The organism is Brevibacillus schisleri, assembly GCF_055685845.1.
The window spans coordinates 2,537,718-2,554,422 of the sequence record NZ_JBVNDM010000001.1 but is presented as its reverse complement, the minus strand read 5'-3'; the positions used below and the strand labels follow the sequence as shown (position 1 = coordinate 2,554,422).

Annotated in this window: 14 protein-coding genes and 2 riboswitches; of the genes, 3 read left to right on the top strand and 11 right to left on the bottom strand. The window is 46.7% G+C overall.

All coding sequences use genetic code 11. The features are described from left to right. Positions 1-527 precede the first annotated feature (527 nt). The 8 genes from ACUUHJ_RS12660 to gcvT all read right to left on the bottom strand — a co-directional run bounded on the left by ACUUHJ_RS12660 (position 528) and on the right by gcvT (position 11,284). The gene (locus ACUUHJ_RS12660; RefSeq protein WP_472299039.1) at positions 528-1,193 is read right to left on the bottom strand and encodes a DUF1266 domain-containing protein; all 666 of its coding nucleotides are present in this window, start codon (positions 1,191-1,193) and stop codon (positions 528-530) included. 113 nt (positions 1,194-1,306) lie between these two features. Continuing rightward, complete coding sequence (locus tag ACUUHJ_RS12655; protein WP_472299038.1) at positions 1,307-3,082, bottom strand: J domain-containing protein; 1,776 nt, start codon at positions 3,080-3,082, stop codon at positions 1,307-1,309. Beyond that, positions 3,082-4,779, bottom strand: a complete 1,698-nt coding sequence (locus ACUUHJ_RS12650; protein ID WP_472299037.1) for a molecular chaperone HscC — start codon at positions 4,777-4,779, stop codon at positions 3,082-3,084. The genes ACUUHJ_RS12655 and ACUUHJ_RS12650 overlap by 1 nt, the downstream gene beginning before the upstream one ends. A gap of 466 nt (positions 4,780-5,245) precedes the next feature. Continuing rightward, positions 5,246-6,076, bottom strand: coding sequence for a lipoate--protein ligase family protein (locus ACUUHJ_RS12645; RefSeq protein WP_087343803.1), 831 nt, complete (start codon positions 6,074-6,076; stop codon positions 5,246-5,248). A gap of 71 nt (positions 6,077-6,147) precedes the next feature. Beyond that, positions 6,148-7,227, bottom strand: coding sequence for an undecaprenyldiphospho-muramoylpentapeptide beta-N-acetylglucosaminyltransferase (locus tag ACUUHJ_RS12640; protein ID WP_472299036.1), 1,080 nt, complete (start codon positions 7,225-7,227; stop codon positions 6,148-6,150). Between the two features lie 97 nt (positions 7,228-7,324). Continuing rightward, a complete protein-coding gene (gene gcvPB, locus ACUUHJ_RS12635; RefSeq protein ID WP_173626051.1) occupies positions 7,325-8,794 on the bottom strand; it encodes an aminomethyl-transferring glycine dehydrogenase subunit GcvPB in 1,470 nt (489 codons plus the stop codon). Further along, the gene (gcvPA, locus tag ACUUHJ_RS12630) at positions 8,787-10,139 is read right to left on the bottom strand and encodes an aminomethyl-transferring glycine dehydrogenase subunit GcvPA (RefSeq protein WP_472299035.1); all 1,353 of its coding nucleotides are present in this window, start codon (positions 10,137-10,139) and stop codon (positions 8,787-8,789) included. Before gcvPA ends, gcvPB begins: the two co-directional genes overlap by 8 nt. 41 nt (positions 10,140-10,180) lie before the next feature. Further along, a complete protein-coding gene (gcvT, locus tag ACUUHJ_RS12625) occupies positions 10,181-11,284 on the bottom strand; it encodes a glycine cleavage system aminomethyltransferase GcvT (protein ID WP_289677559.1) in 1,104 nt (367 codons plus the stop codon). Positions 11,285-11,363: 79 nt separating this feature from the next. Continuing rightward, positions 11,364-11,483: riboswitch (glycine riboswitch) on the bottom strand. Position 11,484: 1 nt separating this feature from the next. Beyond that, positions 11,485-11,580: riboswitch (glycine riboswitch) on the bottom strand. A 221-nt stretch (positions 11,581-11,801) separates the two neighbouring features. On the opposite strand from gcvT, the gene ACUUHJ_RS12620 reads away from it, so the two are divergent. The 3 genes from ACUUHJ_RS12620 (at position 11,802) to ACUUHJ_RS12610 (ending at position 15,637) form a co-directional block, all read left to right on the top strand. Further along, positions 11,802-13,508, top strand: a complete 1,707-nt coding sequence (locus ACUUHJ_RS12620; RefSeq protein ID WP_472299034.1) for a DEAD/DEAH box helicase — start codon at positions 11,802-11,804, stop codon at positions 13,506-13,508. Positions 13,509-13,544: 36 nt separating this feature from the next. Continuing rightward, positions 13,545-14,669, top strand: a complete 1,125-nt coding sequence (locus ACUUHJ_RS12615) for a YqhG family protein (RefSeq protein WP_472299033.1) — start codon at positions 13,545-13,547, stop codon at positions 14,667-14,669. Between the two features lie 110 nt (positions 14,670-14,779). Continuing rightward, positions 14,780-15,637 (top strand): hypothetical protein, encoded by an 858-nt coding sequence (locus tag ACUUHJ_RS12610; RefSeq protein WP_289677555.1) that lies wholly within the window; start codon positions 14,780-14,782, stop codon positions 15,635-15,637. Between the two features lie 33 nt (positions 15,638-15,670). Here the strand turns inward: ACUUHJ_RS12610 and ACUUHJ_RS12605 are convergent, their stop codons facing one another. The 3 genes from ACUUHJ_RS12605 to ACUUHJ_RS12595 are packed head-to-tail and all read right to left on the bottom strand — an operon-like array spanning position 15,671 to position 16,704. Next, a complete protein-coding gene (locus tag ACUUHJ_RS12605) occupies positions 15,671-15,925 on the bottom strand; it encodes a YkuS family protein (protein ID WP_012685991.1) in 255 nt (84 codons plus the stop codon). A 39-nt stretch (positions 15,926-15,964) separates the two neighbouring features. After that, positions 15,965-16,126, bottom strand: coding sequence for a YqzE family protein (locus ACUUHJ_RS12600; RefSeq protein WP_007725773.1), 162 nt, complete (start codon positions 16,124-16,126; stop codon positions 15,965-15,967). Between the two features lie 56 nt (positions 16,127-16,182). Next, the gene (locus ACUUHJ_RS12595) at positions 16,183-16,704 is read right to left on the bottom strand and encodes a shikimate kinase (protein WP_142496246.1); all 522 of its coding nucleotides are present in this window, start codon (positions 16,702-16,704) and stop codon (positions 16,183-16,185) included. Position 16,705 lies beyond the last annotated feature (1 nt).

Here is a 16,705-nt window from a genome sequence, read left to right as displayed (position 1 = left end):
TGCAAAACCGAAATTTAGACGTCCGCAGTTTAATTACATAATAAGGCCACGTCCTCTATTGGCCTAATATATAGTATTAATAACGTTAATAGGAATAAACTATATCATCCAAATCATTCGGTGCCTTGAAATACTAGGACTGGACTTTTCAGTGAACAACGACGCCCATGCTAGGCGCACCAAAAAACAGCCGATATTGCCGCGAGAGCAAATCGGCTGTTACGTCATTTATTGGCGGGACACCTTGACGAGCTCCCCTGCCAGTTCGGCTTCTTCCCCGATGACTTTGCCGGTTAGAGCATCGATCCAACCAATGGTAAGACGGATGGGCAATTATTTGTGTCACATATCATTCTAATATCCCCATATAATCCCATACTTTTATTTAAAAACACGCCCTCGTGTTAATCGACGAGGACGTGTTGGTAACCACTCTATGTTGTGAACATTTGTTTGGTTTACTCAAAATCAAGCCAGCCCTACATCTTCTTGGTACGATTGAGGACTGATATTTCACGAAGGTCAGATCATTTATTACTGTTGAGAGCTACATTCCAATCAACTTGACGCATGGGACTGTGCCTAGAGGCGAGCAGCTTGGTGTAGAAACTTCGATTTTCTTTAGCAGTTTGGAAAGACGTATCCGGAATTAAAAAATCAATTCCTGCCACAAAACCGGCAATATATTCACTCCATCCGGAATACGCTTGTTGTGCCAGTCTAGCAGCACTCAACATATATTCGATTGCCTGATCCTTTTGCAAGTAACCCAGTTTCAAACCAGCTCTGGATAAAAGGACACACCAAGCATAGTCATGAGCAGCAATCCCCTCTGAAGGTAGACATCTCGAATAGTAATCGACAAGAATCAACTGAGATTTCGATTGATGGTCCTCGGGCAACGCTTGAATGTATGCCGTTCGTTCTGATTCGGAAAAAGTAAATAAGAAATGACGGAGACGATTGAATTCTTCCCTCTTCCCTTCCGATATGAGCCATTTTATTGTATCAACTAGTGCGGTCTTATCTGTAATCTGTTTTTCCTTAAGAAGAAATAGGCACGTTCGTCTACTTAAATTTTCATGATATAACGCATAATAGTAGGCTCCACTTTTGCTAAAGCAAACAGACGAAAGAGCTCGCAGAAATAATCTGTGACCCTTCTGATTATATGTAAGAACGGTGGGTGCCATCGGTTCCTCCTTATTAGAAACGGACCGTTTTGTAGGTTCTGACAAACAGTCGAAGCAAAAATGCATAGAGAACTAGTAACAATACGGAATAAATCACTGCTTTAACGGGGACTTCATTCGTTAACGGGGACTTCATTCGTGACATTATGTACAACAATTAGTTTATCGACAACAAATTTGGAATCTTTGTATTTGGCTCCAAAGTCTGTAATCTGCAAAACTTCCCATACATACTCAGGTAACTCTTGCGGCATTTTCACGATTGTTCCTGGCGAATCAATGAAATTACTTTTTTGTATCTGCACTGCTTGATTGGCATCTGAGACCAATAAAACGATTGATGAGTTATCAAGCTTAGCAACATAAAACCATCCTGTGGGGAGAATGCTTCGAGCCCAATTACGTTGCTTACTGTAGGAAGAATTATATCGAGTACTGATAGCACCGGTTTGGGCTTTTGCTTGATACTCTGTTATTCCTAGAAAATGAACACTGGGAAGCTTTATTTGGGCGATATCAGAATAATCCAGTTGATTCAGCACCTCAGTGGAAGATAGTTCTACAGGATGAATCCTATTTTTTAGATAGGAAATAGGTGTTAATCCGGTATCATTGATGAAAGAATTAGATAACAAAACATGTAGAAAAAGAATGAAGGATTGAGTGAATACGACACCTACTTTGGGCAACTGCATCCAAAACAGTTTCACACTGCCAAAAAAATTTGGCTTCCCAAGCTTTTTATACAATCTCTTTATGACAGATCTTCTGGTGAAAAAGGGCCTCCGCTTGGCCCGCTCCACCATCTCAGAACGGATATGTGCAAGGCTGGTTATGGCATCAATATCATTCGGAAAACTCTCCAATATCTTCAAGTAGTTCTCCTCTGCCTTCTCTAACTCACCAAGTTGAATGAGGCATTTCCCCAACAGACGCAGGGTACCCATATTGGCAGGCATACGTGAGAGGATGTACAGACATTCGTCTTTTGCTTCTACGAATTGATGGGTTTCATACCATATCCGAGATCGAATCAGATACCAATCGATGTCATCTGGATCAATACGGATTCCGTGTTCCATTGCAGCAAGAGCAGACTCCTTTTCACCCATTCGAAGAAAGTATTCACCCTGTAGCCGAAGCAAGTCAGGATCATCTGAATACATCGCATATGCTTCATCAAGCGATTGACCTGCCAGTTCCAGATTGCTTTCCTTAAGTGCCTGATATGCCGTCTCCCGCTTGTTCAGAAATACATCGTAGTCTAAATCGGCTGCATGCTGTATAAAGGTATAACGAAGAGCAGGTTCATCCAATTGTCTACAATAAAAATGGTAAAACTCTTCGGTGAAATGCTCCATTCGATCATCCGGATCTTCTGTTGCTAGTTCACGCCAACGAAAACAGTATTCGATGGATTCCCAAACTCTTTTAGGGAGAAACCGATGTTCATGCAAGAAATCCAATAAGGTTACTTCTACTATTTCTTTGAGCCTTATATTCCAGACAATATCGTTATTTAATAGCTTTGACCATTGTTCATGGCTGATACGAGAAGAGAAATCAGAATACACCTCTTCAACTTGTTCCATGAATTCATCTACTGGGTCAATCTCTTCTGGTCGGTCTATCGTTTCAACTGTTAGCTCGACCGTGTTGGGAGGATTGGGCCAGATATGGATGTTGTTTTCATCGCTGAACGACGGGCCAGTTTCTTTGATGGCACCCTTTTTCGCAGCCTTCACTGCATAGTCATATGCTTCTCTTAGCCTTTGATAGCCTTCCGGATCATCCTCTGGGTGGTGAACCTTCAGTTTTTGGGAGTAGGCTTTTTTAATCGATTGAATATCTTCTGTGGGTTCAATCCCCAGTACCTCCCACACACCCATTAGTAGTCGAACCACCCTTCTAAATGATCCAGTTGTTTTTTAAACGCTAAAGTTGCCTTTTTTATCAGTTGCTGATCTTGTGTGGCTAACACAGCTTCGAACTTTTCCAGTAAATATGCAATTTCTGTGCGTTTGTCCCCAAGGGATTCTTCAAACATCCGTTCACCCCGAGAAAGCAACAGTCTATTTTCGGCCCTGTCACGCGGATGGATTTTGATATCTCTCAATTCGTTAAGACGAGCTTCGATCTCCTCAGGTGACAGGCTTCCTGGGTTTTTCTCAATAATCATGTTCTTTTTCAAGCCAGTACTGACTATAGTAACTTCAACCTCCAAAATCCCATTAATATCATAGGTATAGCGTATATCTATAGACTGCTGGCCTGCGGGACCTTTTGGCACCTCTACTTTGAGTTCCCCCAGTTTGATGTTGTTCTCGACACGGCGGCTCTCCCCCTGGTATATTTCGGTGAGAATCGCAGTCTGATCATCATTGACGGTATACAGACGCTTTACTTTGCTCACCGGTATGGGCGTGTTACGTTCAATGATCGGCAGATAATGTCCATCCTCAAAGCCGCTTGCCGTTCTTTTCACAATATCGGTTCCAAGCGTATAAGGGCATACATCCGTCAGAATAATCTCTTTTAAGGCTTCGTTTCTCTCCTTGAGAGCAACTTGAATCGCAGCTCCAATCGCTACCGATTCATCTGGGTTGATTTGCGAGGAGGGCAAGCGTCCAAACATTTTGCTAACAGTCGACTTGATTATCGGCATTCTGGTGGCACCACCGATGAGAATGATAGCATCCAGCTCCTCAGGAGTAAGAGATGCGTCTCTCAATGCTCGCTCGATCGGGTGGCGCAAACGAAGCAAGAGCTGACTTGCAAGCTTCTCAAATTCATTTCGATCCAAGCTGATTTCATGTGTTTTGCCGTTTATGGTAAAGCTCATTTTTCCAATCAGATCTCGGCCAATCATCCGTTTACAAAGTTCCGCCTGTTTGACAATGGCAGAGTGTGCCTTGGCATCTAGAGCCTCAGAATCCATCCCTGTTTTTTCAACAAAATAGGCAACGAGTAGCTTGGTGAAGTCCTCGCCACCAAGATAGTTATCTCCTGCTATCGATTTGACCTCCATGACTCCTTCAAAAAACTCGAGTATAGAAACGTCAAAGGTTCCTCCACCCAAATCAAAGACCATGAATTTGGTATCGGACTTTTCCTGATGAAGTCCATACGCGATCGCAGCGGCAGTAGGTTCACTGATGAGCCTCTCTACTTTTAACCCGGCTAATTCGGCAGCACGCTTGGTTGCCTTTCGCTGAGAGTCATTAAAATAAGCCGGAACGCTAATCACCGCTTCCGTAACCTCATATCCAAAAAATGCTTCAGCATCTGCCTTCAAGGCTTTTAGGACAAAAGAGGAAAGCTCTTCAGGAGAAAATGAATACTGCCCCAACTTAAACAGCTTTTCTGTACCCATATACCGTTTGAAGGCTGCTGCAGTTACATGGGGATGGGTAATGAGACGCTCTTTTGCAATTTGGCCAACCAGAATTTCACCATTGTCATCGATGCTTACAACAGATGAAGTAAGGTGTTCTCCCAACGCATTCGGTATTAGCTCGGGACCGTTATCACACCAAAAAGCTACCAGACTATTCGAAGTTCCCAAATCAATACCTATCGTTGTCATAGAATATGAATACCCTCATTCCTCATGTAATGTATAACAACTCAACCGTTATTTAGTAATTATATTCAATAGTATTTATAGTATTAAAAATCGATCAAAAACAAAAGGTTTATAATATGGTTCCTGTCACTTTTCGACATTGAAGGACTATAACGATATTCTGTTGGTCGCGAAAAAAATTGGAATCGAAAATCCATTCCTCCCAACGAAAGGCACAGCTACTGACTATGTAATGTCTGTGGACGAAGAACCCGATACATTGAAAGTGACATTTCCACATTTTGTTATTCGTCAATCCATGAACGAAGTGTGGACTAAATCCAAAATAGTGCATTTTCTTCCATCCACTGTATTTGATCATCCTGCCCGTAAATTCGATTCTAGTACATTATTTTCACTGGACATACCCGTGTAATGAAAAAAAGCTCTCCCGGTATGCACATAAATCCGAGAGAGCTACTCTTTTTTAACGACGCAGATTCCATTCGTCTGTGGCATAGCGCGTACGCACAAGTTCTTCTGCCAAAGCGAGTTCTTCGTCCGTAAGCGTTGAGGGGATCAGCTCCACTTCCAGTCCAGATGCAAAGCCTTTCGAGAACGCCTCGATCGATTCTTGCAGACTGATTGGCCGAGGGCTTACTTCGTTGATCGTCACTGCTTTTTGTCGGAAGCTATCGATCATTCGTTGTTTTACCCGCTCCGATGGGAAATGCAAGAGTGAGAATAGCAAATCCACGTCCATATCAAGCAAGATAGAGCCGTGCTGAAGAATAACACCCTTTTGTCGGGTCTGCGCGCTTCCCGCTACTTTTTTCCCCTCTACCACGAGCTCATACCAGGAGGGAGAATCGAAGCAAGCGGATGAGCCTGGAGAATTGTACTTCTCCTTCTCCTCTTCACTTGCCAGGGAGACCATTTCCGCCGAGAGTCCAAGGTTTTGGAATCCGTGCAGCAGTCCCAAGCTGATGATTTTGTAGGCTTCCGTCACGCTCGAAGGCATTTTCGGATGGTCTTCGGATACGATGACACTGTATGTCAGCTCCTGATCGTGGAGAACAGCACGCCCTCCTGTCGCTCTGCGAACAAAGCCCAATCCTCTATTTTGAACTTCCTCCAGGTTGATTTCCTTGATGGCCTTCTGGAAATAACCAATTGACAGTGTCGCTGGGTCCCACGTGTAAAAACGAACGGTCGGGGGAACCTTCCCCTCACTGTGCAACTGCAAAATTGCTTCATCTACTGCCATATTCATTGCGGGTGACATGGCTTCCGTCACGATATAGCGCCACTGTTCCATCTATGTACCTCCTCATTCACAACGCCTTCATTGTACGCTTCTGGCACGAGGGACGGCAAGCCTCTGATGCGCTATTTTGAGCGAGCTGTTTCCTGTAAAATCGCCATGACCTGTGCCAATGCATCTGTTTTCTTCTCATTCTCTTCGTGCATTCGCTTCAAGATGGACTGCTTGTTCGTTTGCAAGTCAATCACTGCTTGATAAAAGCGATCATCCGTTAGCTCTTCTTCCAGCAGAACATGACACAAGCCCTGCCTTTCAAAGGACTGAGCATTTAAAATCTGATCACCCCGACTTGCTTCACGGGACAACGGTATCAAGAGCATCGGCTTTTGCAGGGCTAAAAACTCATAAATGGCATTGGAGCCAGCACGAGACACAACAAGATCTGCCATCGCGAGCAAATCAGGCAACTCCTCCTGAACATATTCGAATTGCTTGTAGCCTGTTACCTGAATCGTTTCATCCACTTGATTTTTGCCACAAATATGTACAATGGAAAAATGCTCTAGCAGATTAGCCAATGTGCGACGTACCGCCTCGTTGATTCGGCGCGCTCCCAAGCTTCCCCCCATGACAAGCAGGACAGGCTTTTTTGTGGTAAAGGAGCAGTACGCCAAGCCTGCTTCTTTTCGCCCCTGCTTCAACTCTTCTCGCACGACTGCGCCAACGTGAATCCCTATGTTTCTCGGTACTTTCGAAAGCGAATCCGGAAATGTAACGCACACCTTGTTAGAAAAAGGGACAGCCAGTTTGTTTGCGAGACCGGGTGTCAGATCAGATTCATGGATGACAACGGGAAGACGGTTTAGCCACCCCCCAAATACGACCGGTACGGAAACGAAGCCGCCTTTGGAAAAAATCACATCCGGCTTCCATTTGCCGAGAAAGCGAAAAGCTTGCCAAATGCCTTTGAGGACTCGCAGCGGGTCACTCATGTTTTTCCAATCAAAGTAACGTCGCAGTTTTCCTGAAGAAATGCCAATATAGCGGACATCCGGATGGTTGGCAACTAGCTCACGTTCGATTCCTGTCACTGAACCAATGTAGGCGACTTCCCAGCCCAGCTTGATAAAATGGGGAATGAGCGCAAGATTCACAGTAACATGGCCTGCCGAACCACCACCGGTGAAAACTATCCTTCTCTTCATTCGGTTCGAACCCTCCCTACCTCTTCTCCCCCATGATAGCATCAATCAGAAAGAAAAGCCGCCCGTAACAACAGGCGACTTTTCCTGGAATCTAGAATTATGCTTGCGGTTGATAACGCAGGATTGGCTTTCTCGCCGCTGTCGCTTCATCCAAACGTTTGACGACAGTGGTATGAGGTGCTTCCTGAACGATTTCTGGCGTTTCCTCACACTCGCGGGCAATTTGCAGCATGACGTCGATGAACTCATCGAGCGTTTCTTTTGTCTCGGTTTCGGTCGGTTCGATCATGAGGCACTCGTCGACGATCAATGGGAAGTAGATCGTTGGCGGGTGATAACCGAAGTCGAGCAAACGTTTTGCGATATCGAGCGTGCGTACGCCCAGCTTCTTCTGGTTCACTCCAGACAGAACGAACTCGTGTTTGCAGACGCGATCAAATGGCAGATGATAAGCCGTTGCCAGTCGACGCATCATGTAATTGGCGGAGAGCACCGCATTTTGGGAAACTTGCAGCAAGCCTTCTGGCCCCATCGTACGGATATAGCTGTATGCACGAACGAGAATACCGAAGTTTCCGTTGTAGCCTTTTACGCGTCCGATGGAAGCCGGACGATTGCTGTCCCAGTAGAAGCTTCCGTCTTCCTTCTTCGCTACGATTGGTGTAGGCAGGAATGGCTCGAGAATTTTTTTCACGCCGACCGGACCAGCACCTGGGCCACCGCCGCCGTGAGGTCCTGTAAACGTTTTGTGCAAGTTCAGATGCACTACGTCGAAGCCCATGTCTCCCGGACGGGCAATTCCCAAAATCGCGTTCGCATTCGCACCATCATAGTACAAGAGGCCGCCAGCTTCATGGACGATTTTCGCCATTTCCACGATATCTTCTTCAAACAATCCGAGAGTGTTCGGGTTCGTCAGCATCAAAGCAGCTGTGTCAGGTCCTACTGCATCGCGAAGCGCTTGAATGTCAACCAATCCACGCTCGTCAGATGCAATGGTTACGGTATCCAAACCAGCTACAGCAGCAGATGCCGGGTTCGTACCGTGTGCGGAGTTCGGCACGATTACTTTGGTACGATGCGCTTCCCCACGGCTCTCGTGGTAAGCACGGATCATCATCAAACCTGTCCACTCACCCGCAGCACCAGCAGCTGGTTGCAGGGTAACTGCGTCCATGCCTGTAATTTCACCTAGCTCTTCTTGCAGGTTGTACAACAGCTCCAAAGCGCCCTGTACAGTTTCTTCCGGTTGGTACGGATGTGTCTGCGCAAAGCCTGCGTAACGGGCAACGTCTTCGTTAATTTTCGGGTTGTATTTCATCGTGCAAGAACCAAGCGGATAGAAGCCATTGTCTACCCCGTGGTTGCGACGAGACAGTTCGGTATAGTGACGAACCAATTGCAGCTCAGATACCTCTGGCAGCTCAGCCGGTGTTTCGCGGATGAGGTGCTTTGGCAAAAGGCTTGCTACTTCTACTTCTGGAACATCCAATGCCGGCAAATTGTAGCCCACACGGCCTGGTTTGCTCATTTCAAAGATCAGTGCTTTCTCCTGGTCGTTACGCACGTGTGATCGCCTCCAATTCAGCCGCCAATGTGTCGATTTCTTCTTTGGTACGCAGCTCAGTTACTGCAAGCAAGGTATGATTCGCAAACTCTGGATAGTCGAGACCGAGATCGTAGCCCCCAATGATTCCAGCAGCCAGCAGGCCTTTGTTTACTTCTGCAACTGGTTTGTTCAGCTTCACCACAAACTCGTTGAAGAATGGAGAAGTGAATACGATCTCCAAGCCTTTTGCCTGCAGGGCATTCTTCGCGTAATGAGCTTTTTGCAGGTTCATCATTGCCATTTCTTGTACACCCTGCTTACCGAGTGCTGTCATGGCAATGGATGCAGCCAATGCGAGCAGCGCTTGGTTCGAGCAGATATTGGAAGTCGCTTTTTCACGACGAATATGTTGTTCACGCGCTTGCAGCGTCAATACGAAGCCGCGCTTGCCATTTTCGTCCTTTGTTTGACCGACGATACGACCTGGCATTTTGCGCATCAGTTTGGATGTGGTAGCAAAGTATCCGCAATGTGGTCCGCCAAAGGATGCTGGAATACCGAATGGCTGCATGTCGCCCACTACGATATCTGCGCCCAATTTGCCCGGCGCCTCCAGTACACCCAGTGCAAGCGGATTGGAGGATGTGATCAACAGTGCGCCTTTTCCGTGCGCAATTGGTTCAATCGCTCCCAGGTCCTCTACGTTTCCGAAGAAGTTCGGATACTGCACGACGATTGCTGCTGTATTTTGATCAACAAGCGCTTCCAGAGCCGCTGTATCCGTAACGCCATCGCTGTTGATACCTACTTCAACCAACTCAACGTTTTGTCCATACGCATATGTTTTCAAAACACCACGCGCTTCTGGATGTACAGCGCGGGAAACGATTACGCGCTTTTTGCCAGTGTGACCAGCAGCCATCATTGCTGCCTCTGCCAAAGAAGTTGCGCCGTCATACATCGAGGAGTTCGCTACCTCCATGCCAGTCAGCTCACATACCATCGTTTGGAACTCGAAAATAGCTTGCAGCTCACCTTGGCTGATCTCTGGCTGGTACGGTGTATAAGCGGTAAAGAATTCACCGCGAAGCAGCATGTGATTAACTGTGCTCGGCGTGTAATGTTGATAAACACCCGCACCTAGAAAGTTAATATGCGTGCTGAAATTTACGTTTTTATTCGCGAGGTGTGTAAAATACTTCACCAAATCTGGCTCGGAAAGTGCTTCTGGAATATTCAATGCACCTTTGAAGCGTACTTCTTCCGGAATATCAGCAAACAGTTCTTCTACACTTGAAATGCCGAGCGTTTCCAGCATTTCGCGCTTGTCCTGATCAGTTTGGGGCAGGTAGCGGTATTTCACGGACGTTGTCCTCCTCTAAAAGGATGTATGTGGTGTATCGTTTAGTTTTTTGGGCGTTTATAAAATGGAGCGGCAACAACTTCTGCTTTCAGACGTTTTCCGCGAATTTCTACTTCTACTGGTGTACCTAACGCAGCATGCTCGGTTTTTACGAGAGCGAGACCGACGTTTTTCTTCAAGGTTGGAGATTGTGTTCCCGTCGTCACTTCGCCAATGAGCTCTTCCCCCACATAGACAGGGTAATGCGTGCGCGGAATCCCACGATCGATCATTTCGATCCCTACGAGTTTGCGTGGGGCACCGTTTTCTTTTTGTGCCTTCAGCACTTCTTGACCGATGAACGGCACCTCTTTGTCTACCTTGACAGCAAAGCCAATGCCCGCTTCGATCGGAGTAATGTCTTTGCTGAGCTCTTGTCCGTAGAGTGGCAGCTTGGCTTCAAAACGAAGCGTATCGCGCGCACCGAGACCGCACGGCAACAGACCTTCTTCTTTTCCAGCATCCAGCAAGATGTCCCACAGCTCTGCTGCACGATCGGCATCCAAATAAATCTCGAAGCCATCTTCGCCAGTATAGCCAGTGCGGGAGACCAATGCCGGAATACCGCTCACTTGCACATCACGCTCAAAACGGAAAAAACCGATTTGAGACAAGTCTGTAGTCGTCAGCTTTTGCAGAATGGATTCTGCCAGAGGACCTTGAATGGCGATTTGTGCTGTTTGTGGCGAAATATTCTCAATCGTTACGCCTGGAATCAGATGTTCTTCTAGCCACGCATAGTCTTTGTCGATATTCCCCGCGTTGATGACGAGCAAGTAATGATCATCTGCATACTTGTAAACAAGCAGATCGTCTACCGTTCCCCCATCTGGGTAACAAAGCACACTGTACTGCGCCTGCCCGACTGCCAGCTTAGACACGTCATTCGTAGTCACACGCTGGAGATAAGTAAGAGCGTTTTCCCCTTTTACGTCCACCTCTCCCATATGGGAAACATCAAATAGACCAGCTTTTGTCCGAACGGCTTCATGCTCTTGACCAATGCTTGTAAACTGCACCGGCAGATCCCAACCACCGAAGTCGATGGTTTTCGCGCCATACTTTGCATAAGAATCAAATAGTGGCGTACGTTTCAAATTGGACATGTGGCACCTCCTGTGAACAATAAGAATCCAAAACAAAACAGAGGGGGAAAAACGGGTACACCAAAATAATGGTGCCCATTTATCCTCCTCTGTCCTTGGTACCTGAGAGTTACCTTGCGAATCAGGTGGGGGTATATCGCTCCCACTTGCAAGTTTCCCCTTTGGTGGCTCATATGAATGTGAGCTCTCTCCAGAGTTGCGTCCAGTAGAGGTACTTTTGCCTGAGAGATTCACCGTTACCGGCTTGCTCCTTCGGCGCTGCCAAACATTCCAGCAGTCTCTCCCTACTACCTTCATTCGCGGTTGTTTCATGGTCATACATAAGTTTTTGCTAACATTTCCATACTAGTGGATGTACTACCTCTTTATCCTACCATGAGAGTCCAAAGTTGAAAATATACAAATTAACAGTCAGATTCAGAAAAACTTAACAAAACACATTGACAATAGATAAATGTTCAGTTTTTTAGCATTAACCATGAAAGTTATGGCAGAGCTATGAAAAGGAGTATCTTATATGCCGAATGTTCCTATTTCATTTGATACGAGTTGGGTCAATTCGCTTACAGAACGAATGCAAGAAGATGGTCCTTGGGATAAGTGGGAGCTGTTCAAGCTCTCATTGGAAGCCGAGGAAGCGATGGCTGTTCACGATTTTGACCAGCTACAATGTCTGAAATATCTCCCACTCTTATCGCCATTTCCTCACCAGTTGGAGACAGCCAAACGCGTCCTGTTAGAGATGCGTGGTCGTGCCATTCTCGCAGATGAGGTCGGTTTAGGAAAGACGATCGAAGCAGGGTTGATCATGAAGGAGTATATGGTTCGCGGCTTGGCTAAAAAAATTCTCGTCCTGGTTCCGGCCTCTCTCGTGATTCAATGGACAAAAGAGCTTCATCAAAAATTCGGCATTGCAGCAGTAGCCCAAAAAAAGGAATATATGTGGCGGCAGCACGAAGTCGTTGTCGCATCCATAGATACAGCAAAACGAGATCCTCACAGGCGTCACGTACTCGACATCGATTACGACATGCTCATCATCGACGAGGCCCATAAACTCAAAAATAAACGGACACGCAACTATCAGTTCGTCAAAGAGATCCGCAAAAAATATTGCCTGCTCCTTACTGCCACTCCCATTCAAAACGAGATGGACGAGCTGTACAACCTCATCAATTTGTTAAAGCCAGGTCACCTTGGTCATACATCCACCTTCTCTACCAATTACGTAGAGGGCAAACGCCAATCCAAAAACAGCGAGAAATTGCGGGAAGAAATTGAAAAGGTCATGATTCGCAACAAACGAAGTGATGGCGGTATCCAATTCACCAGCCGTCGTGTTCAGTCGATCCCGATTGACCTAACCCCTGAGGAAATGAACTTGTACGAAGGGGTGACCCGCTTTGTCCGCGAGCAATACCAAACAGGATTTGGGGTTGGTGGCTTCAACTCTCTCGCACTGATTACCTTGCAGCGTGAGGTCTGCTCCAGTAAGGAAGCTGCGTTCATGACACTGTATAACATGCACCAGCGTACCGGTGAGGACTCTCCTTTGCGCACGCAAATTCTTGAGCTAGTAGAGATGATCAAACAAATAGAGACGCATTCCAAGGCCGCCAAAACAGTTGAGCTCATTCAACAAATCAACGACAAAGTGATCATTTTTACGGAGTACCGGGCAACACAAAACTATCTACAAAAGTATTTGCACGACCATGGGATCACTTCTGTCCCCTTCCGCGGTGGCTTTAAACGCAGCAAAAAGGACTGGATGACGGATCTTTTCCAAAATCGTGCACAAGTCCTGATCGCGACGGAAGCGGGCGGCGAAGGGATCAATTTGCAGTTCTGCAATCAAGTCATCAATTACGACATGCCTTGGAATCCCATGCGAGTGGAGCAACGAATCGGCCGCGTCCATCGGCTGGGACAAAAAAGGGATGTGCACATTTACAATTTATCGACAACAGGAACGATCGAGGAGCATATTCTCAAACTCCTGTATGAAAAAATCGACCTGTTTGAAATGGTCATCGGTGAACTCGATGATATTGTGGAACGCCTGAATCTAAACCACTCCTTGGAAGATAATCTGATTCAAATCATTATGGATTCTCGATCCTCCAAAGAAATGGCACTAAAGTTCGATAACATTGGACACGCCATTCGAGCAAGCAAAATAACAAAAGAAGACGTCCCGCTTTCTGAGGCGGCTGACCAATAATTCTTGTTGGAAACGAAAAAGAAATGAGGTCTCCTGATGCAGCAACAACAGGTCAGACAATTTGTCGAGCGCTATTTGGCGACTTTTTCTGCCCATATCGTCGAATCTCACCCGGATTATTTCACAGTCAAACTCCCTGTCGAGGTGGACAAAGATATCGGCAATCGCCCTTTTTACTGGAGCTGGGTGGATAAGATGAACTTGGCTTATCAGCCATTGGTGCTCACCTTTACTTTTCATCCGGATTGTACGCCTGAAGGATTGCGATCCGAGCATCTGCATTTAGGGGCTACCCGTATGCAACAAATTTTCGCTTCAACCAAAAAGCATGGCAGCTTTGTCTGTATGTACGAGCAACAAGGGGGGCTTTTAGGCAATGCCGGCAAGCGGCGGTCAACCCCTCTCGTTCCTTGGCTCGGGATGAACTTGAAGGTTTCTCTGCTCTGTGACAAGCGACGTGACATTTTATTGTACCTGGGGATTAATTTGCATCAGCCGCGATTGGTGACGGATTTCACTTCGTTTTTATTTTCACTTTCCTTGACCCCTGCGATCCCTGACTACTATTACACGTTGGATCGAAAGGTAACCATACAGGAAGCCCTCCAAATGGCGCAACAGGAAGTCGAACATACATTGGAACAAGAAGATCAGCAATGGGCAGAGGAAGCGCGCACACGTTTGAGCGAAGAATTGGCTATCTTGGAAGCGTACTATGAAGAATTGGCACGGCGCGAACCAGAAAAGGAGCAGTCAAAAGCAGACGAAACTGAAGAAGAAGCAGAGCAGACAGAAGCGCAGCCGTCACTCGAGCAAGAAGCCCTCCACCCTGAGCCTGATTCAACTGGACCAACTTCTGTCGAACAGCCCACATCTTTTGACGAATACCGGGCGTCTGGCGGACGAATCCTCGACTTTTTACGTACAAACGGAATCCAAACCACCCCACGGGCAGAGATTCATCAAGCAGAGTGGAAAAAGAGCACGCCAGATGAGGAGAGACAACGCCGAAAAGACGAGCTGGTATGGCAATACGAGCCGCGTATCGAGGTTTCGTTCATCAACGGTGGTTTGTTCTATTTATCTTCCGTTCCTCCGCTCATGCGGTCTTCGAAAGCAAAAAGCATGCGACATCTCCCCGCATCAGGGCGAATCATGTAAAAGATCAACGAGAAAATGTGAAACAGAAAAGACACGTTGCAACAAATCTTTTTGTCATAGCTGGTTACAATAGGAATAGGTTAAGCCTTTACAAAAGGTGGTGCATAGTTGTGACCAGACGATTTCTCCCTTTTATCGCTGCTCTTTTGTCTCTCATGCTGCTTTCCTCACTAGCATATGCGCAAGACGAAGCAAGCTGGGACAAGCAGTTCCAAAAACAAATTCGAGAATGGATGGATGCAATCGCAAGCCGAGACCCTCAATTCAAGCAATGGCAGGACGCCAAGACGGATGTGCAAACACTTGGTGCAGGGCAGCATCAATGGCTGGTAAGTATAAAAAAAGCGGACAAGCAGGTAGGGTATTTGGTGATAGGAGAATCACCTGATTCCACTTCCCATGAGAAATTTGTTCTACTGGAATACGGTGTCGGGGAGTACATCTTGTTCGATGACGCCTTTGCTCCGAAGGAAATCGCCGCGGAGCCCGTTTATGACGGGTTCGCTTCCTATTGGCTGATCACCCAGAAGTCAGATACACAAATGGTCAATGCAAAAACAGGAGAAATGTATCCCACTTCCTTTCAAATTAGCGAGCCCGCTGTCGATGCTTTTGCAGGCGAGCAGCTCATACAAAATGGCCAACGCCTAACGCAAATGAGAATTTTAAGCGCAGCCGAGTCTGATCCTTTTGATCATATCGGGTGGGTCAGCCAATTGAGTACAACGGATACAGACGTGTCCTGGAACCAATTGTGGAAACAAGATTATGCCTCACCAGTAACATTAGCCGTCCCGATTCACCAGTCACAGGTTTTGGCCCCCTTTGTCGTAGGTTCCCTGCATTTATGGAATGACCAAAACGCTTATGTCGGTGTATGGGATGAGGGCCTGCGCTTTGTCCCGTATTCATATGCCCATCGCGTCGGACGATTTTTCGTAAATGAAACAAGCTCTCCTGCCGAATAACCGGTTGGAGAGCTTGTTTTTTACGTTTTCTATTCACCGATGTTCTGTAGGAGAGAGACGCTCATGAACGGCATGAAAAATTTCATGGGCGGTCATTCCCTCTGCATTAATGACGGGAGCTCCTGTAATCGTTTTGTTTTGATCACCCAGTACGTTGATATCCTGTCCCGTAATGACAATCGCATCTACCACCTGCTGCCAGTTGCCTAAATCAACAACTTCGTAACCATTTTGACGCAGCATCTTGCACACTTCAGACAGGGAATTTTCTACCGCTACTCTCGCCATATGCACCCTCCGTCTCGTTCATGATAGGTTCCACGAATTTTATTTGCGCCACAACAGTCGTATGGACATAGGAATGGCACCAAACCAGCGTGACGACCAGGACTCGCGTGGAGTCTTACGTAAACGGCGTTCATCTTTTGGAGTATCCATGTACTGAACAAACAGTTTCGTCAGGTATTTTAAATATTCCTGAAAGGACATCGCACTTGACCTCCTTCTTACTCGCGGTTCACACCACGGCGCAAGCGCTGTCCCCTCTATTGTTCCCCGTCCTGTGTTCTTTCAACCACTTGCCTCGTAATTTCCAGTACAATATCGGAAAGACTCTTTCCTGTTGTATCCACCTGAATAGGCGCGAAATCGTATACACCTGCGCGCTCCGCCATTAAGGTTTTTACCCTTGTCGCGACTCCTCCTGCCAACAACGGACGGCCTGTATCCTTTTCCAAACGCTTGATGAGCTCTTCCTCCGTAGCATGCAGCGCGATTACGATGCCATGCTCCAACATCATCTCTACGTTTTGCTTCCGTAATACAGCTCCTCCCCCAGTTGTTACTACCTGAGATCCTACTGCCAGTAATTGCGCCAGACGTTGAGTCTCGACGTCACGGAAATACGCTTCACCTTGATCCGTGAAGATTTCTGGAATGCTGCGACCTTCCCATTCTACGATTGCATCATCCAAGTCCGTATGCTTCATTTCTAAAGAGGCAGCGAGTGCGGCGCCAACCGTGGTTTTTCCCGTTCCCATAAATCCGACTAACACCAGGTTTTTCATT